Source organism: Escherichia coli DSM 30083 = JCM 1649 = ATCC 11775, assembly GCF_003697165.2.
Taxonomy (GTDB): Bacteria; Pseudomonadota; Gammaproteobacteria; order Enterobacterales; family Enterobacteriaceae; genus Escherichia; species Escherichia coli.
Window position 1 is genome coordinate 1,918,059 of the sequence record NZ_CP033092.2, and the last position, 18,343, is coordinate 1,936,401.

Genomic DNA, 18,343 nt, shown 5'->3' on the forward strand with positions numbered 1-18,343 from the left:
AGTGATAACCTGGTATGCCCTTGACGTAATTGGCGTTAAGGGAGTGATGCGCGAAAGGAGAAAATGCCATGCGTCTGTGTGACCGAGATATTGAAGCCTGGCTTGATGAAGGCCGTTTGTCGATCAACCCACGTCCGCCAGTGGAGCGTATTAACGGCGCGACGGTGGATGTGCGCCTGGGCAATAAATTTCGTACCTTCCGTGGTCACACGGCAGCGTTTATCGATCTGAGCGGTCCCAAAGATGAAGTGAGCGCCGCGCTTGACCGCGTGATGAGCGATGAGATCGTTCTCGATGAAAGCGAGGCGTTCTATCTTCACCCAGGAGAGCTGGCGCTGGCGGTGACGCTGGAGTCGGTGACGCTGCCAGCCGATCTGGTGGGCTGGCTGGACGGGCGTTCTTCACTGGCGCGTCTGGGGCTGATGGTGCACGTCACCGCGCACCGCATCGATCCGGGCTGGTCTGGCTGCATTGTGCTGGAGTTCTACAACTCCGGTAAGCTGCCGCTGGCGCTGCGTCCGGGCATGTTAATTGGTGCGCTGAGCTTTGAGCCGCTTTCCGGCCCGGCGGCGCGACCTTACAACCGCCGTGAAGATGCGAAATATCGCAACCAGCAGGGCGCGGTAGCTAGCCGAATCGATAAAGACTAATTCAGGCCCATTGAGGATACCATGAGACGATTTCTGACGACGCTGATGATACTCCTGGTCGTGCTGGTGGCCGGGTTATCTGCGTTAGTGTTGCTGGTGAATCCGAATGATTTCCGCGACTATATGGTCAAGCAAGTTGCTGCACGTAGCGGTTATCAATTGCAGCTCGACGGGCCACTGCGTTGGCACGTCTGGCCGCAGCTTAGTATCCTCTCCGGGCGAATGTCTCTCACCGCCCAGGGCGCGAGCCAGCCACTGGTTCGCGCCGACAACATGCGTCTGGACGTGGCGCTTTTACCACTACTGAGTCATCAACTGAGCGTTAAGCAGGTGATGCTAAAAGGGGCTGTGATCCAACTGACGCCGCAGACGGAAGCGGTGCGCAGTGAAGACGCTCCGGTTGCACCGCGCGACAATACCTTGCCGGATCTGTCAGACGATCGCGGATGGTCGTTTGATATATCCAGTCTTAAGATGGCGGACAGCGTGCTGGTGTTCCAGCATGAAGATGACGAGCAGGTGACAATCCGCAATATCCGCCTGCAAATGGAACAAGATCCCCAACATCGTGGCTCATTTGAGTTCTCCGGGCGGGTTAATCGCGATCAGCGCGACCTCACGATATCCCTTAACGGTACGGTAGATGCTTCTGATTATCCGCATGATTTAACGGCGGCTATTGAACAAATTAACTGGCAGTTGCAGGGTGCCGATTTACCAAAACAAGGTATTCAGGGGCAGGGGAGTTTCCAGGCCCAGTGGCAGGAGTCACATAAACGCCTTTCATTTAACCAAATTAGTTTGACCGCCAATGACAGTACGCTGAGCGGGCAAGCACAGGTCACGTTGACAGAGAAACCGGAATGGCAGCTGAGACTGCAATTCCCGCAACTGAATCTTGACAACCTCATCCCGCTTAAAGAAACAGCGAACGGTGAAAACGGTGCCGCGCAGCAAGGGCAGAGCCAATCCACGTTGCCGCGCCCGGTCATTTCTTCGCGTATTGATGAACCGGCCTATCAGGGATTGCATGGCTTTACGGCTGATATTTTGTTGCAGGCCAGTAACGTGCGCTGGCGCGGAATGAATTTTACAGACGTTGCCACGCAAATGACCAACAAGTCGGGTTTGCTGGAAATTACTCAACTGCAGGGCAAGCTTAACGGTGGACAGGTTTCGCTGCCGGGCACGCTGGACGCGACATCAATAAATCCGCGGATAAACTTCCAGCCACGGCTGGAAAACGTTGAGATTGGTACCATTCTGAAGGCGTTTAACTATCCGATTTCGTTGACCGGAAAGATGTCACTGGCTGGTGATTTCTCCGGTGCTGACATAGATGCCGACGCATTCCGCCACAACTGGCAAGGACAGGCACATGTCGAAATGACCGACACACGCATGGAAGGGATGAACTTCCAGCAGATGATTCAGCAAGCGGTAGAACGTAATGGTGGTGATGTGAAGGCCGCTGAAAACTTTGATAACGTGACGCGTCTTGACCGCTTTACCACCGATTTGACGTTGAAGGATGGCGTCGTGACGTTAAACGACATGCAAGGTCAATCGCCAGTGCTGGCGCTGACAGGGGAAGGCATGTTGAATCTGGCAGATCAAACCTGCGACACCCAGTTTGACATTCGTGTGATTGGTGGCTGGAACGGAGAAAGCAAACTGATTGATTTCCTCAAAGAAACGCCAGTACCGCTGCGGGTTTATGGCAACTGGCAGCAACTCAATTACAGCCTGCAAGTGGATCAGTTACTGCGCAAACATCTACAGGACGAAGCGAAACGTCGCCTGAATGACTGGGCCGAGCGGAATAAAGATTCCCGCAATGGCAAAGATGTGAAGAAGTTGCTGGAGAAGATGTAAGACAAGTTATGCAGATGGCGGCGTCAATTTGTCGCCATCTGTATTTATAGCACTAAGCAGCATGTGGATATTGAATTTCAATACGTTGAATATGCAATCCTGCATGAGCCATCATGGTGATCAATTTATCGATACTAAAGATCTGGATCTTACCTCTGGCAAGTTCAGATATGCGAGGTTGAGTGACCCCTAAAGCAGACGCTGCCTGAGCCTGGCTAAACCCTTGTTGTTCAATCCAGTTATTAATGATCGTTACAAGTTCGGCACGGATCCGCATATTTTCCGCTTGTTCAGGGGTGTCACTCACCGCATCCCACACACTATCAAAGGTTTCAATTTTCATTTTTCCGCTCCTGAACAAGTTCTTTATAGCGTCGTTTGTCTAAATCAATATCCGATTGACTGGTAGTCTGTGTTTTCTTTTGAAAACAATGCAATACGTAAACCGCTTCTTCAAATTTTGCGATATACATGACGCGATAGATCCCATCAGCATCGCGAGTACGAATCTCTCGCACACCAGGGCCGATAGTTGAAAAAGGTTTCCAGTCGTATGGGTTTAACCCTTGTTGGATCCTGTCGAGTTGATAGCCAATTTCCTGTCGAGACGATTCTGGAAATGCGCGTAAATCGTCAAGACTGGTATCAAGAAAAGCCAGCTTTTTTCTCATTACTCCATCCTTAGATTATACTAAATTTTGTATAAATCAAATGCGCAGTTTGAACCTGCGCATTTGATGTTTTATCACACTTCGTACTCCATCTCGCCATCCTTACGTAGCGGAATAATTTGCACCTTCTGCACGCGATGGCTTTCCACCTGCAACGTTTTAAGCAAATAATCCCCCACCTGAACTTCTTCGCCAGGTTTTGGAATACGCTGCAAATATTCCATCAATAGCCCGGCAATGGTGTGATATTCACGTTTTTCATCCAGCGGCAGCGGCACATATTGCACCAGATCCTCCAGCGGCATATGACCATTCGCCGTCCAGGAACCGTCCGCATTTTTCTGAATATCATGGCGGGCGTCGATCTCTTCCACTTCGTTCGGTAAGTTACCGGCAATGGTTTCAGTGACGTCACTTAATGTCACAATTCCTTCCACCGAGCCAAACTCATCCACTACAAAAGCAAAGTGCGTGCGGGCATTACGGAACTGCTCCAGGGCAGGTAACAACGGCAAGGTTTCCGGGAACACCAGCGGCTGGCGAATCAACACCCGCAGGTTGAGCGGTTCGCCGCGCAGAGACTGTTGTAGCAGGTCGATAACGTGAACAACACCGAGCAAATCTTCTGCGTCATCACCGTCGGTAACCACCAGCCGCGTATGCTGATTTCGCTCCAGCAACTGGCGGATTTCTTCTTCCGGTGCGTTGAGATCGATATGCTCAATATCGTGGCGCGACGTCATAATGCTGCTGACGGTGCGCTGGTTAAGATTAAGTACCCGCTCAATCATCCGCCGTTCCTGCGGATTAAAGATTTGCTGGTTACCATGATCCACCAGCATAGACGCGGTTTCGGCGTCCAGTTCCGCATCTTCTTTTTGCCCGCTAAGCAGGCGCATTACCGCTTCGGTAGTCCGCTGGCGCAGCGTCTGGTTAGCGGAAAGAAAACGTCGCCGGTTAAAGATAGCCAACTGATTGAGCGCCTCGATCATCACCGAGAAACCAATAGCAGCGTACAGGTAGCCTTTCGGAATGACGAAGCCGAAACCTTCTGCCACCAGGCTAAAGCCAATCATCAACAGGAAGCTTAAGCAGAGAATAACGATCGTCGGGTGACTGTTAACAAATTGCGTTAATGGCTTGCTGGCCATCAACATCAGGCTGATAGCGATAACGACGGCGGCCATCATGACCAGTAAATGGTCGACCATCCCGACGGCGGTAATCACCGAGTCGAGTGAGAAGATGGCGTCCAGTACCACAATTTGTGTCACCACCCCCCAGAACTTCGCACCTTTGCGTTGTGTGGGGTTATTGCTGTCTTTCCCCTCCAGCCGTTCGTTCAGCTCCATCGTGGCTTTGAACAGCAGGAAGAAACCACCAAACAGCATGATTAAATCGCGGGCGCTAAAGGTAAACGAGCGGAAGCTGAACAGCGGTTGAGTCAGGGTGACCAGCCAGGAGATTGACGCCAGCAGTAACAGGCGCATTAACATCGCCAGCAGCAGCCCGGTAACCCGTGCGCGGTCGCGCTGCTTCGGCGGTAGTTTTTCGGCGAGGATGGCAATAAAGACCAGGTTATCAATGCCGAGGACCAGTTCGATCACAATCAGCGTGATTAACCCGGCCCAGATAGACGGATCGGCAATCCATTCCATAGTAAGTACAAAACCTATTCGTTGTATGACAAATGTCACAATTCGATCATGGATAAATCGGGGCAAAAATGCAATGTTGCAGCACTATTTATCTCATATTATTTGAGGGTAATAACCTCACATTATCCCTGAATTAAAAGTGGTAATAATAAAACATTATTTAAGAAATATCGCATGTGGAGACACTATATTAAATATTGTCAACCTAAAGAAACTCCTAAAAACCATATTGAATGACACTTAATATAATTCTTAAAAATAGCCAATTGCCGAATTGTTACCTTGCCTGCTATTCCGTTAGCTGTAACACTTCCTCCTGCATTATTGGAGAGCCAATATTCAATTACCATAATGTCACCTTATATTCGGAAGTTAATTTCCGCAATAACCCTTTCTCATCAACGACTGTATGTTGAGAGGGTTTTAAAAATTAAGCTAAATCAGTGTATTGGTAGCTAAAAAGCCAGGGGCGGTAGCGTGTCTGGATGCCTGAAAGACCAGTCTGAATTATTCTGTCAATAGCCTGCGGATGAAATCAATTTTTTTAGGACTGATGCCAGTTAAATTTTTATTCAATTAACTGCAAGGTAAATGTGCATGGCGACATTGCTATTAATAGTGCACAGGATAATTACTCTGCCAAAGTGATAAATAAACAATGATGAAATCCAAAATGAAATTGATGCCATTATTGGTGTCAGTAACCTTGATAAGCGGTTGCACAGTACTTCCGGGCAGCAATATGTCGACGATGGGGAAAGACGTCATCAAACAGCAGGACGCTGATTTCGATCTCGACAAAATGGTGAATGTTTATCCGCTGACCCCGCGCCTGATTGATCAATTACGCCCACGCCCCAACGTAGCGCGCCCCAATATGACGCTGGAAAGTGAGATCGCGAATTATCAGTATCGCGTCGGGCCGGGGGACGTTCTTAATGTCACCGTCTGGGATCACCCGGAACTCACCACGCCAGCTGGTCAGTACCGCAGCTCCAGCGACACCGGCAACTGGGTACAGCCTGACGGCACCATGTTCTACCCGTATATCGGCAAGGTTCACGTCGTGGGGAAAACGCTCGCTGAAATCCGCAGTGATATTACCGGGCGCTTAGCGACGTACATCGCTGACCCGCAGGTGGACGTTAATATCGCCGCCTTCCGCTCACAAAAGGCCTATATCTCCGGACAGGTGAATAAATCCGGCCAACAGGCGATCACCAACGTGCCACTGACCATTCTCGATGCCATCAACGCCGCGGGTGGCCTGACTGATACCGCTGACTGGCGCAACGTGGTGCTAACACACAATGGTCGTGAAGAGCGCATTTCTTTGCAGGCGCTGATGCAAAACGGCGACCTCAATCAGAACCGACTGCTTTACCCCGGCGATATTCTTTACGTGCCGCGTAATGATGATCTGAAAGTATTTGTGATGGGTGAAGTGAAGAAACAGAGCACCCTGAAAATGGACTTTAGCGGCATGACCCTGACTGAAGCCCTGGGCAATGCTGAAGGCATCGACATGACCACCTCCAACGCCAGCGGCATCTTTGTCATTCGTCCGCTGAAAGGCGAGGGCGGGCGTAATGGCAAGATTGCCAATATCTACCAGCTGGATATGTCCGATGCCACGTCGCTGGTGATGGCGACAGAATTCCGCCTGCAACCTTATGACGTGGTGTATGTCACCACCGCCCCGGTTTCCCGCTGGAACCGTCTGATCAATCAGTTGCTGCCAACTATTAGCGGTGTCCGTTACATGACGGATACAGCCAGCGACATTCATAACTGGTAATCGTCATGTTTAACAACATCTTAGTTGTCTGTGTCGGCAATATTTGCCGCTCCCCGACGGCGGAACGCTTACTGCAACGTTATCACCCGGAGCTGAAAGTGGAGTCCGCTGGACTCGGCGCGCTGGTCGGTAAGGGCGCTGACCCTACTGCTATCAGCGTCGCCGCAGAACATCAACTGTCTCTGGAAGGTCACTGTGCACGGCAAATCAGCCGCCGTCTGTGTCGCAACTACGACCTGATTTTGACCATGGAAAATCGCCATATCGAACGCTTATGCGAGATGGCACCCGAGATGCGCGGCAAAGTGATGCTGTTTGGTCACTGGGATAACGAATGTGAAATCCCCGATCCGTATCGCAAAAGCCGGGAAACGTTTGCAGCGGTGTACACATTACTTGAACGGTCTGCCCGCCAGTGGGCGCAGGCATTGAACGCAGAGCAGGTATAAGAATGACAGAAAAAGTAAAACAACATGCCGCTCCGGTAACGGGCAGTGATGAAATCGATATTGGTCGCCTGGTCGGCACCGTCATTGAAGCGCGCTGGTGGGTAATTGGCATCACCGCCGTATTTGCCCTCTGTGCCGTGGTTTACACCTTCTTCGCCACGCCGATTTATAGTGCCGACGCACTGGTACAAATCGAGCAAAACAGCGGCAATTCGTTAGTGCAGGACATTGGTTCGGCATTAGCCAACAAACCGCCAGCATCGGACGCCGAGATCCAGTTGATTCGTTCGCGTCTGGTGCTTGGTAAAACGGTGGACGATCTCGACCTCGATATTGCAGTGAGCAAAAACACGTTCCCGATTTTCGGTGCGGGCTGGGATCGCCTGATGGGACGCCAGAACGAGACGGTAAAAGTGACCACCTTTAACCGCCCGAAAGAGATGGCGGATCAGGTGTTTACGCTTAATGTGCTGGACGATAAAAACTACACTCTGAGCAGCGATGGCGGCTTTAGCGCCCGTGGGCAAGCGGGCCAGATGCTGAAAAAAGAAGGCGTCACGCTGATGGTTGAAGCCATTCACGCCCGCCCGGGCAGTGAGTTTACCGTCACCAAATACTCCACGCTGGGGATGATCAATCAACTGCAAAACAGCCTGACGGTAACGGAGAACGGCAAAGACGCAGGCGTACTGAGCCTGACTTATACCGGTGAAGATCGCGAACAGATCCGCGACATTCTTAACAGCATCGCCCGTAACTATCAGGAACAAAATATTGAGCGCAAATCCGCGGAAGCGTCGAAAAGCCTCGCCTTCCTCGCGCAACAGTTACCGGAAGTACGTAGCCGCCTTGATGTTGCCGAAAATAAATTGAATGCCTTCCGTCAGGATAAAGATTCTGTTGATCTGCCGCTGGAAGCGAAAGCGGTGCTCGATTCGATGGTGAACATCGACGCACAATTGAACGAACTGACCTTTAAAGAAGCGGAAATCTCCAAGCTGTACACCAAAGTTCACCCGGCGTATCGCACGCTGCTGGAGAAACGGCAGGCGCTGGAAGACGAAAAAGCCAAACTTAATGGTCGCGTAACGGCGATGCCGAAAACCCAGCAGGAGATTGTCCGTCTGACCCGCGATGTCGAGTCTGGTCAGCAGGTCTATATGCAGCTGCTGAATAAAGAGCAGGAGCTGAAAATCACCGAAGCCAGCACCGTCGGCGATGTGCGCATTGTTGACCCGGCAATCACCCAGCCAGGTGTACTGAAACCGAAGAAAGGGCTGATTATCCTCGGCGCGATTATCCTTGGCCTGATGCTCTCTATCGTGGGTGTACTGCTGCGCTCGTTGTTTAATCGTGGCATCGAAAGCCCGCAGGTGCTGGAAGAACACGGTATCAGCGTCTATGCCAGCATCCCGTTGTCGGAATGGCAGAAAGCGCGCGATAGCGTCAAAACCATCAAAGGAGTTAAACGCTATAAACAGAGCCAGCTACTGGCGGTAGGGAATCCAACCGATCTGGCGATTGAAGCCATCCGCAGTCTGCGTACCAGTCTGCACTTCGCGATGATGCAGGCGCAGAACAATGTGTTGATGATGACCGGGGTTAGCCCGTCAATCGGTAAAACCTTTGTCTGCGCTAACCTGGCGGCGGTGATCAGTCAGACCAATAAACGGGTGTTGTTGATCGACTGCGATATGCGCAAAGGCTACACCCACGAGTTGTTGGGCACCAATAACGTCAATGGCCTGTCGGAAATTTTGATTGGTCAGGGCGATATTACTACCGCTGCTAAACCGACCTCTATTGCCAAATTTGATCTGATCCCGCGCGGTCAGGTGCCGCCAAATCCTTCTGAACTGTTGATGAGCGAACGCTTTGCCGAACTGGTGAACTGGGCGAGTAAAAACTACGACCTGGTGTTGATTGATACGCCGCCGATTCTGGCAGTGACCGATGCGGCAATTGTTGGTCGTCATGTCGGAACCACGTTAATGGTGGCGCGTTATGCGGTCAACACATTGAAAGAAGTGGAAACCAGTCTGAGCCGCTTTGAGCAAAACGGTATTCCGGTGAAAGGGGTGATTCTGAACTCCATCTTCCGCCGCGCCAGCGCGTATCAGGATTATGGCTATTACGAATACGAATATAAGTCGGATGCGAAATAACGAGATCCGTTGTCGGATGCGATGCTGACGCATCTTATCCGACCTACGTTCACGCCGCATCCGGCAACAGAACCCGTAAACAAGCTTATAAACCGGCAGAACATCTCGACACTCCGGGAGAACAACCTATGAAAGACAATCCGCTGATCTCAATCTATATGCCGACCTGGAACCGCCAACAACTGGCGATTCGGGCGATAAAATCGGTCCTGCGCCAGGACTACAACAACTGGGAGATGATTATCGTGGATGATTGCTCCACCTCCTGGGAACAACTACAACAGTACGTCACCGCCCTCAACGATCCGCGCATCACTTACATTCACAACGACATTAACAGCGGGGCGTGCGCGGTACGTAACCAGGCGATTATGCTGGCGCAAGGGGAATACATCACCGGGATCGATGATGATGATGAATGGACACCCAACCGCCTGAGCGTCTTCCTCGCCCATAAACAGCAACTGGTCACTCACGCCTTTTTGTACGCTAACGACTACGTTTGCCAGGGCGAAGTCTATTCCCAACCGGCAAGCTTGCCGCTGTATCCCAAATCGCCGTATTCACGCCGCCTGTTCTACAAACGCAATATCATTGGCAATCAGGTTTTTACCTGGGCATGGCGTTTCAAAGAGTGTTTGTTCGATACCGAACTGAAAGCGGCACAGGATTACGACATCTTCCTGCGGATGGTGGTGGAGTACGGTGAACCGTGGAAAGTGGAAGAGGCGACGCAGATCCTGCATATCAATCACGGCGAAATGCAGATCACCTCGTCATCGAAAAAATTCTCCGGATACTTCCACTTTTACCGCAAGCACAAAGACAAATTCGACCGCGCCAGCAAAAAATATCAGCTGTTTACCCTCTACCAGATCCGCAATAAACGCATGACCTGGCGCACTTTGCTGACGCTGCTGTCGGTGCGTAACGGCAAACGTCTGGCTGATGGTATTCGGGGGCGCTAAAGATGCTGGAAGATCTGCGCGCCAACAGCTGGAGTTTACGCCCGTGCTGCATGGTTCTTGCCTATCGCGCCGCTCATTTTTGTTCGGTGTGGCGCAAAAAGAACGTCCTCAACAATCTGTGGGCGGCCCCGCTGCTGGTGCTGTATCGCATTATCACCGAATGCTTTTTCGGTTATGAAATCCAGGCCGCCGCGACCATAGGCCGACGCTTTACTATCCATCACGGTTACGCCGTGGTGATCAATAAAAACGTGGTCGCGGGGGATGATTTCACCATTCGTCACGGCGTCACTATCGGCAATCGTGGTGCCGATAACATGGCATGTCCACACATTGGCAATGGCGTCGAACTCGGTGCCAACGTCATTATTCTTGGTGATATCACGCTTGGTAACAACGTCACCGTGGGCGCGGGCAGCGTGGTGCTCGACTCTGTCCCGGACAACGCGCTGGTGGTGGGAGAAAAAGCGCGAGTGAAGGTAATTAAATGAATATTCTGCAATTTAATGTGCGACTGGCGGAAGGCGGGGCAGCAGGTGTGGCGTTAGATCTCCACCAGCGTGCGCTGCAACAGGGGCTGGCATCACATTTTGTCTACGGCTACGGCAAAGGCGGCAAAGAGAGCGTCAGTCATCAAAACTATCCGCAGGTCATCAAACATACGCCGCGGATGACCGCGATGGCGAACATTGCGTTGTTTCGTCTGTTTAATCGCGATCTGTTCGGCAATTTCAATGAGTTATATCGCACCATTACTCGCACACCGGGTCCGGTGGTCCTGCATTTTCATGTGCTGCACAGCTACTGGTTGAATCTTAAGAGCGTGGTGCGCTTTTGCGAAAAAGTGAAAAACCATAAACCGGATGTCACTCTGGTCTGGACACTGCACGACCACTGGAGCGTTACCGGACGCTGCGCCTTTACCGACGGTTGCGAAGGCTGGAAAACGGGCTGCCAGAAATGCCCGACCTTAAATAATTATCCGCCGGTGAAGATTGATCGCGCACACCAACTGGTGGCGGGCAAACGGCAGTTATTCCGCGAGATGCTGGCACTGGGCTGTCAGTTTATTTCCCCCAGCCAGCATGTGGCAGACGCTTTCAATAGTCTGTACGGTCCAGGGCGTTGCCGGATTATCAATAACGGTATTGATATGGCAACCGAAGCGATTCTGGCGGACTTGCCTCCGGTGCGCGAAACCCAGGACAAGCCGAAAATCGCGGTGGTGGCGCATGATCTGCGTTACGACGGCAAAACTAACCAGCAACTGGTACGCGAGATGATGGCGCTGGGCGACAAAATCGAACTGCATACCTTTGGTAAGTTCTCGCCGTTCACCGCTGGCAACGTGGTTAATCACGGCTTTGAAACTGACAAGCGCAAGTTGATGAGCGCGCTCAATCAGATGGATGCGCTGGTATTCAGTTCTCGCGTCGATAACTACCCGCTGATTTTGTGTGAGGCGCTATCGATTGGCGTGCCGGTGATTGCCACCCATAGCGACGCGGCGCGTGAAGTGTTGCAAAAATCCGGCGGTAAAACCGTCAGCGAAGAAGATGTGCTGCAACTGGTGCAGTTAAGCAAACCGGAAATCGCACAGGCGATATTTGGTACCACGCTGGCTGAGTTCAGCCAGCGCAGCCGCGCCGCCTACAGTGGACAACAGATGCTGGAGGAGTATGTCAACTTCTATCAGAATCTGTAGCTACCTGCTGCTGCCGCTGATCTACCTGCTGGTTAACGTCAAAATCGCCCAGCTTGGCGAAAGTTTCCCCATCACCATCGTCACTTTTTTACCTGTCTTGTTACTGCTGTTTTTAGAACGCATCAGCGTTAAAAAATTGATGATTGCCTTAGGGATTGGCGCGGGACTCACGGCGTTTAACTACCTGTTTGGTCAGTCGTTGGATGCCAGTAAATACGTCACTTCAACCATGCTTTTTGTCTATATTGTGATCATTATTGGCATGGTGTGGAGTATTCGTTTTAAAACAATTTCGCCACACAACCATTGCAAGATATTACGTTTTTTTTATCTGGTGGTCGGGCTGGTGGTGGCGCTGGCGGCGGTGGAGATGGCGCAAATTATCCTCACCGGCGGCAGCAGTATTATGGAGTCGATTTCGAAATATCTGATTTACAGCAACAGCTATGTGCTGAATTTCATTAAATTCGGCGGCAAGCGCACGACAGCACTTTATTTCGAACCGGCATTTTTCGCTCTGGCATTAATCTCAATTTGGCTCAGCATCAAACAGTTTGGTATCAAAACGCCTAAAACCGATGCTATGATTCTCGCAGGGATAATATTATCCGGATCGTTTTCAGGGGTTATGACCTTTATCCTGTTTTATTTGCTGGAGTGGGCATTTCAATATCTGAATAAAGAGGCGATTAAGAAAAAGTTACCGTTAGCATTGATTTCTCTGGCTGTATTCCTGGTTGGTGTGGTAATTGCATTTCCTTATATTTCCACCCGTCTGGGCGATTTAGGTACAGAAGGATCGTCATCATATTATCGTATTGTCGGTCCGCTGGTGATGGTCGGTTATTCTTTGACCCATATTGACGGTGTAGTCAGATTTGGCTCACTTTATGAATATGTCGCATCATTCGGAATATTTAACGGTGCGGATGTCGGAAAAACCATAGACAATGGTTTGTATCTGCTGATTATTTATTTTTCCTGGTTCGCGGTGTTTTTATCACTGTGGTACATGGGGAAAGTGATAAAAATGATGATCAACGCTTTTGGTGATAACCGCAATTTTCGCGTGCAATTATATCTTTTTACTCCGGTATCGCTGTTTTTTACCGGTTCGATATTTAGCCCGGAATATGCATTTTTAATCGTCTGTCCGTTTATTTTGCGAAAAGCGTTAAATATACACCCTAAATAATTCGAGTTGCAGGAAGTTGGTGAGCGAGGAAAACCAACGCACATGCAGTTTGAAGTATGACGGGTATTACGAGGTAAAACATGTTGCTTAGCATAATCACTGTCGCGTTTCGTAACCTCGAAGGGATAGTCAAAACACACGCCTCGCTGGCGCATCTGGCGCAGGCGGACGATATCAGCTTCGAATGGATTGTTGTCGATGGCGGTTCCAATGACGGCACCCGTGAGTACCTGGAAAATCTCAAGGGTATCTATAACCTACGCTTTGTCAGCGAACCAGATAACGGTATCTACGACGCCATGAACAAGGGCATTGCGATGGCACAAGGCAAGTTCGCGTTGTTTCTCAACTCGGGCGATATTTTTCATCAGGATGCCGCATATTTTGTCCGTAAGTTAAAAGTGCAAAAAGATAACGTGATGATCACCGGCGATGCGCTGCTGGATTTTGGCGACGGGCATAAAATTAAACGTAGCGCCAAACCGGGCTGGTATATTTACCACAGCCTGCCCGCCAGTCATCAGGCGATATTTTTCCCGGTGTCCGGCTTGAAGAAATGGCGTTATGACCTGGAATATAAAGTTTCGTCCGACTACGCGCTGGCGGCCAAAATGTATAAAGCTGGTTATGCATTTAAAAAACTCAATGGCCTGGTGTCTGAATTTTCTATGGGTGGGGTATCAACCACCAATAATATGGAATTGTGTGCTGACGCCAAAAAAGTCCAACGGCAGATATTGCACGTGCCTGGCTTTTGGGCTGAATTATCCTGGCATTTACGCCAACGTACGACCTCAAAGACGAAAGCCTTATATAACAAAAGCTGAATATAAGGGAAAACGATGCAGGATTTAAGTGGATTCTCGGTGCCGAAAGGGTTCCGGGGTGGCAACGCTATTAAAGTGCAATTGTGGTGGGCAGTACAGGCAACAATATTTGCCTGGTCGCCACAAGTATTGTATCGCTGGCGGGCATTTTTATTACGTTTATTCGGCGCAAAAATAGGAAAAAACGTAGTGATTCGTCCGTCAGTAAAAATTACCTATCCGTGGAAATTAACCTTAGGTGATTACGCGTGGGTCGGCGATGAGGTCAATTTATATACCCTCGGTGAAATAACCATTGGCGCACATTCGGTGATATCGCAAAAAAGTTATTTATGCACCGGTAGCCACGACCATGCAAGTCAACATTTCACCATTAACGCCACGCCTATTGTGATTGGCGAGAAATGCTGGCTGGCAACCGATGTCTTTGTTGCCCCTGGCGTCACGATCGGCAACGGCACCGTCGTGGGTGCGCGAAGCAGTGTTTTTAAATCGCTTCCGGCAAATGTGGTTTGCCGGGGGAATCCCGCAGTGGTGATACGCGAACGCGTTGAAACTGAATAAATTCAAAAAATACAGAGGAATAAGACATGTCAAAAGTCGCTCTCATCACCGGTGTAACCGGACAAGACGGTTCTTACCTGGCAGAGTTTCTGCTGGAAAAAGGTTACGAGGTGCATGGTATTAAGCGTCGTGCATCGTCATTCAACACCGAGCGCGTGGATCACATTTATCAGGATCCGCACACCTGCAACCCGAAATTCCATCTGCATTATGGCGATCTGAGTGATACCTCCAACCTGACGCGCATTTTGCGTGAAGTACAGCCGGATGAAGTGTACAACCTGGGGGCAATGAGCCACGTTGCGGTTTCTTTTGAGTCACCGGAATATACCGCTGACGTTGATGCGATGGGTACGCTGCGCCTGCTCGAGGCGATCCGCTTCCTCGGTCTGGAAAAGAAAACCCGTTTCTATCAGGCTTCCACCTCTGAACTGTACGGTCTGGTGCAGGAAATTCCGCAGAAAGAAACCACGCCGTTCTACCCGCGATCTCCGTATGCGGTCGCCAAACTGTACGCCTACTGGATCACCGTTAACTACCGCGAATCCTACGGCATGTACGCCTGCAACGGTATTCTCTTCAACCATGAATCCCCGCGCCGTGGCGAAACCTTCGTTACCCGCAAAATCACCCGCGCAATCGCCAATATCGCCCAGGGGCTGGAGTCGTGCCTGTATCTCGGCAATATGGATTCCCTGCGTGACTGGGGCCACGCCAAAGACTACGTAAAAATGCAGTGGATGATGCTGCAACAGGAACAACCGGAAGATTTCGTTATTGCCACCGGCGTTCAGTACTCCGTGCGTCAGTTCGTGGAAATGGCGGCGGCACAGCTGGGCATCAAACTGCGCTTTGAAGGCACGGGCGTTGAAGAGAAGGGCATTGTGGTTTCCGTCACCGGGCATGATGCACCAGGCGTTAAACCGGGTGATGTGATTATCGCCGTTGACCCGCGCTACTTCCGTCCTGCTGAAGTAGAAACACTGCTCGGCGACCCGACCAAAGCGCACGAAAAACTGGGCTGGAAACCGGAAATCACCCTCAGAGAGATGGTGTCTGAAATGGTGGCTAATGACCTCGAAGCGGCGAAAAAACACTCTCTGCTGAAATCTCACGGCTACGACGTGGCGATCGCGCTGGAGTCATAAGCATGAGTAAACAACGCATTTTTATTGCTGGCCATCGCGGGATGGTCGGTTCCGCCATCAGGCGGCAGCTCGAACAGCGCGGTGATGTAGAGCTGGTATTACGCACCCGCGATGAACTGAACCTGCTGGACAGCCGCGCCGTGCATGATTTCTTTGCCAGCGAACGTATTGACCAGGTCTATCTGGCGGCGGCGAAAGTGGGCGGCATTGTTGCCAACAACACGTATCCGGCGGATTTCATCTATCAGAACATGATGATTGAGAGCAACATCATTCACGCCGCGCATCAGAACGACGTGAACAAACTGCTGTTTCTCGGATCGTCCTGTATCTACCCGAAACTGGCAAAACAGCCGATGGCAGAAAGCGAGTTATTGCAGGGTACGCTGGAGCCGACTAACGAGCCTTATGCTATTGCCAAAATCGCCGGGATCAAACTGTGCGAATCTTACAACCGCCAGTATGGACGCGATTACCGCTCGGTCATGCCGACCAACCTGTATGGCCCGCATGACAACTTCCACCCGAGTAATTCGCATGTGATCCCTGCATTGCTGCGTCGCTTCCACGAGGCGACGGCACAGAATGCACCGGACGTGGTGGTGTGGGGCAGCGGTACACCGATGCGCGAATTTCTGCACGTCGATGATATGGCGGCGGCGAGCATTCATGTGATGGAGCTGGCGCACGAAGTCTGGCTGGAGAACACCCAACCGATGCTGTCGCACATTAACGTCGGCACGGGCGTTGACTGCACTATCCGCGAGCTGGCGCAAACCATCGCCAAAGTGGTGGGTTACAAAGGTCGGGTGGTTTTTGATGCCAGTAAACCGGATGGTACGCCGCGCAAACTGCTGGATGTGACGCGCCTGCATCAGCTTGGCTGGTATCACGAAATCTCACTGGAAGCGGGGCTTGCCAGCACTTACCAGTGGTTCCTTGAGAATCAAGACCGCTTTCGGGGGTAATGATGTTTTTACGTCAGGAAGACTTTGCCACGGTAGTGCGCTCCACTCCGCTTGTCTCTCTCGACTTTATTGTCGAGAACAGTCGCGGCGAGTTTCTGCTTGGCAAAAGAACCAACCGCCCGGCGCAGGGTTACTGGTTTGTGCCGGGAGGGCGCGTGCAGAAAGACGAAACGCTGGAAGCCGCATTTGAGCGGCTGACGATGGCGGAACTGGGGCTGCGTCTGCCGATAACAGCAGGCCAGTTTTACGGTGTCTGGCAGCACTTTTATGACGATAACTTCTCTGGCACGGATTTCACCACTCACTATGTGGTGCTCGGTTTTCGCTTCAGAGTAGCGGAAGAAGAACTGTTACTGCCGGATGAGCAGCATGACGATTACCGCTGGCTGACGCCGGACGCGTTGCTCGCCAGTGACAATGTTCACGCTAACAGCCGCGCCTATTTTCTCGCTGAGAAGCGTGCCGGAGTACCCGGATTATGAAAATACTGGTCTACGGCATTAACTACTCGCCGGAGTTAACCGGCATCGGCAAGTACACCGGCGAGATGGTGGAATGGCTGGCGGCACAAGGTCATGAGGTGCGGGTTATTACCGCACCGCCTTACTACCCGCAATGGCAGGTGGGCGAGAACTATTCCGCCTGGCGGTACAAACGAGAAGAGGGGGCCGCCACGGTGTGGCGCTGCCCGCTGTACGTGCCAAAACAGCCGAGCACCCTGAAACGCCTGTTACATCTCGGCAGTTTTGCCGTCAGCAGTTTTTTCCCGTTGATGGCGCAACGTCGCTGGAAGCCGGATCGCATTATTGGCGTAGTGCCAACGCTGTTTTGCACGCCGGGAATGCGCCTGCTGGCGAAACTCTCTGGTGCGCGTACCGTGCTGCATATTCAGGATTACGAAGTGGACGCCATGCTGGGGCTGGGCCTTGCCGGAAAAGGCAAAGGCGGCAAAGTGGCACAGCTGGCGACGGCGTTCGAACGTAGCGGACTGCATAACGTCGATAACGTCTCCACGATTTCGCGTTCGATGATGAATAAAGCCATCGAAAAAGGCGTGGCGGCAGAAAACGTCATCTTCTTCCCCAACTGGTCAGAAATTGCCCGTTTTCAGCATGTCGCAGACGCCGATGTTGATGCCCTTCGTAACCAGCTTGGCCTGCCGGATAACAAAAAAATCATTCTTTACTCCGGCAATATTGGTGAAAAGCAGGGGCTGGAAAACGTTATTGAAGCTGCCGATCGCCTGCGTGATGAACCGCTGATTTTTGCCATTGTCGGGCAGGGCGGCGGCAAAGCTCGGCTGGAAAAAATGGCGCAACAGCGTGGTCTGCACATCATGCAATTTTTTCCGCTGCAATCGTATGACGCTTTACCCGCACTGCTGAAGATGGGCGATTGCCATCTGGTAGTGCAAAAACGCGGCGCGGCAGATGCCGTATTACCGTCGAAACTGACCAATATTCTGGCGGTAGGCGGTAACGCGGTGATTACTGCTGAAGCCCACACAGAACTGGGACAGCTTTGCGAAACCTTTCCGGGCATTGCGGTTTGCGTAGAACCGGAATCGGTCGAGGCGCTGGTGGCGGGGATCCGTCAGGCGCTCCTGCTGCCCAAACACAACACGGTGGCACGTGAATATGCCGAACGCACGCTCGATAAAGAGAACGTGTTACGTCAATTTATAAATGATATTCGGGGATAA

19 protein-coding genes are annotated in these 18,343 nt (G+C 51.3%); 15 read left to right on the forward strand and 4 right to left on the reverse strand.

Features of this window, described 5'->3' with window-relative positions:
* Window positions 1-68: 68 nt before the first annotated feature.
* Together dcd and asmA are read left to right on the forward strand one after the other, a co-directional pair.
* Window positions 69-650: a dCTP deaminase gene (gene dcd, locus EAS44_RS10185; protein ID WP_001234777.1), complete on the forward strand. Its 582-nt coding sequence runs from the start codon at window positions 69-71 to the stop codon at window positions 648-650.
* Window positions 651-671: 21 nt separating this feature from the next.
* Window positions 672-2,525, forward strand: a complete 1,854-nt coding sequence (gene asmA / locus EAS44_RS10190; RefSeq protein WP_001252295.1) for an outer membrane assembly protein AsmA — start codon at window positions 672-674, stop codon at window positions 2,523-2,525.
* Between the two features lie 52 nt (window positions 2,526-2,577).
* Here the strand turns inward: asmA and EAS44_RS10195 are convergent, their stop codons facing one another.
* From EAS44_RS10195 to EAS44_RS25105, 4 genes are all read right to left on the reverse strand, one after another.
* Window positions 2,578-2,868, reverse strand: coding sequence for a helix-turn-helix domain-containing protein (locus EAS44_RS10195; RefSeq protein WP_000687871.1), 291 nt, complete (start codon window positions 2,866-2,868; stop codon window positions 2,578-2,580).
* Window positions 2,858-3,196, reverse strand: coding sequence for a type II toxin-antitoxin system RelE/ParE family toxin (locus tag EAS44_RS10200; protein ID WP_001227699.1), 339 nt, complete (start codon window positions 3,194-3,196; stop codon window positions 2,858-2,860). Before EAS44_RS10200 ends, EAS44_RS10195 begins: the two co-directional genes overlap by 11 nt.
* Window positions 3,197-3,270: 74 nt before the next feature.
* Window positions 3,271-4,854 carry a TerC family protein gene (yegH, locus tag EAS44_RS10205; protein WP_000454701.1) on the reverse strand — a complete coding sequence of 528 codons (1,584 nt, stop codon included), beginning with the start codon at window positions 4,852-4,854 and terminating at the stop codon, window positions 3,271-3,273.
* Window positions 4,855-5,054: 200 nt separating this feature from the next.
* Entirely contained in the window at window positions 5,055-5,204 is a 150-nt protein-coding gene (locus tag EAS44_RS25105) for a hypothetical protein (protein WP_162829205.1), read from the reverse strand.
* A gap of 308 nt (window positions 5,205-5,512) precedes the next feature.
* Here EAS44_RS25105 and wza point away from each other — a divergent pair, with 308 nt between their 5' ends.
* The 13 genes from wza to wcaI all read left to right on the forward strand — a co-directional run bounded on the left by wza (window position 5,513) and on the right by wcaI (window position 18,343).
* Complete coding sequence (wza, locus tag EAS44_RS10210; RefSeq protein ID WP_000978094.1) at window positions 5,513-6,652, forward strand: polysaccharide export protein Wza; 1,140 nt, start codon at window positions 5,513-5,515, stop codon at window positions 6,650-6,652.
* A gap of 5 nt (window positions 6,653-6,657) precedes the next feature.
* A complete protein-coding gene (gene wzb, locus EAS44_RS10215; protein ID WP_000482915.1) occupies window positions 6,658-7,101 on the forward strand; it encodes a low molecular weight protein-tyrosine-phosphatase Wzb in 444 nt (147 codons plus the stop codon).
* Window positions 7,102-7,103: 2 nt separating this feature from the next.
* Window positions 7,104-9,266 (forward strand): tyrosine-protein kinase Wzc, encoded by a 2,163-nt coding sequence (gene wzc, locus EAS44_RS10220; RefSeq protein ID WP_000137112.1) that lies wholly within the window; start codon window positions 7,104-7,106, stop codon window positions 9,264-9,266.
* 128 nt (window positions 9,267-9,394) lie between these two features.
* Window positions 9,395-10,234, forward strand: coding sequence for a colanic acid biosynthesis glycosyltransferase WcaA (gene wcaA / locus EAS44_RS10225; RefSeq protein ID WP_000654488.1), 840 nt, complete (start codon window positions 9,395-9,397; stop codon window positions 10,232-10,234).
* Window positions 10,235-10,236: 2 nt separating this feature from the next.
* Window positions 10,237-10,725 (forward strand): colanic acid biosynthesis acetyltransferase WcaB, encoded by a 489-nt coding sequence (gene wcaB / locus EAS44_RS10230; protein ID WP_000888714.1) that lies wholly within the window; start codon window positions 10,237-10,239, stop codon window positions 10,723-10,725.
* Window positions 10,722-11,939 carry a colanic acid biosynthesis glycosyltransferase WcaC gene (gene wcaC / locus EAS44_RS10235; RefSeq protein ID WP_001023906.1) on the forward strand — a complete coding sequence of 406 codons (1,218 nt, stop codon included), beginning with the start codon at window positions 10,722-10,724 and terminating at the stop codon, window positions 11,937-11,939. Before wcaB ends, wcaC begins: the two co-directional genes overlap by 4 nt.
* Window positions 11,914-13,134: a colanic acid polymerase WcaD gene (wcaD, locus tag EAS44_RS10240; RefSeq protein WP_000107793.1), complete on the forward strand. Its 1,221-nt coding sequence runs from the start codon at window positions 11,914-11,916 to the stop codon at window positions 13,132-13,134. The genes wcaC and wcaD overlap by 26 nt, the downstream gene beginning before the upstream one ends.
* A gap of 80 nt (window positions 13,135-13,214) precedes the next feature.
* The gene (gene wcaE / locus EAS44_RS10245; protein WP_000927026.1) at window positions 13,215-13,961 is read left to right on the forward strand and encodes a colanic acid biosynthesis glycosyltransferase WcaE; all 747 of its coding nucleotides are present in this window, start codon (window positions 13,215-13,217) and stop codon (window positions 13,959-13,961) included.
* A 15-nt stretch (window positions 13,962-13,976) separates the two neighbouring features.
* Window positions 13,977-14,525 (forward strand): colanic acid biosynthesis acetyltransferase WcaF, encoded by a 549-nt coding sequence (gene wcaF / locus EAS44_RS10250; protein ID WP_001153563.1) that lies wholly within the window; start codon window positions 13,977-13,979, stop codon window positions 14,523-14,525.
* A 26-nt stretch (window positions 14,526-14,551) separates the two neighbouring features.
* Window positions 14,552-15,673: a GDP-mannose 4,6-dehydratase gene (gene gmd / locus EAS44_RS10255; RefSeq protein WP_000048190.1), complete on the forward strand. Its 1,122-nt coding sequence runs from the start codon at window positions 14,552-14,554 to the stop codon at window positions 15,671-15,673.
* Between the two features lie 2 nt (window positions 15,674-15,675).
* On the forward strand, window positions 15,676-16,641 hold the full coding sequence (gene fcl / locus EAS44_RS10260) for a GDP-L-fucose synthase (RefSeq protein WP_000043606.1): 966 nt from the start codon (window positions 15,676-15,678) through the stop codon (window positions 16,639-16,641).
* A 2-nt stretch (window positions 16,642-16,643) separates the two neighbouring features.
* Window positions 16,644-17,123: a GDP-mannose mannosyl hydrolase gene (gene gmm, locus EAS44_RS10265; RefSeq protein ID WP_000479836.1), complete on the forward strand. Its 480-nt coding sequence runs from the start codon at window positions 16,644-16,646 to the stop codon at window positions 17,121-17,123.
* Window positions 17,120-18,343, forward strand: a complete 1,224-nt coding sequence (wcaI, locus tag EAS44_RS10270) for a colanic acid biosynthesis fucosyltransferase WcaI (RefSeq protein WP_000699724.1) — start codon at window positions 17,120-17,122, stop codon at window positions 18,341-18,343. Before gmm ends, wcaI begins: the two co-directional genes overlap by 4 nt.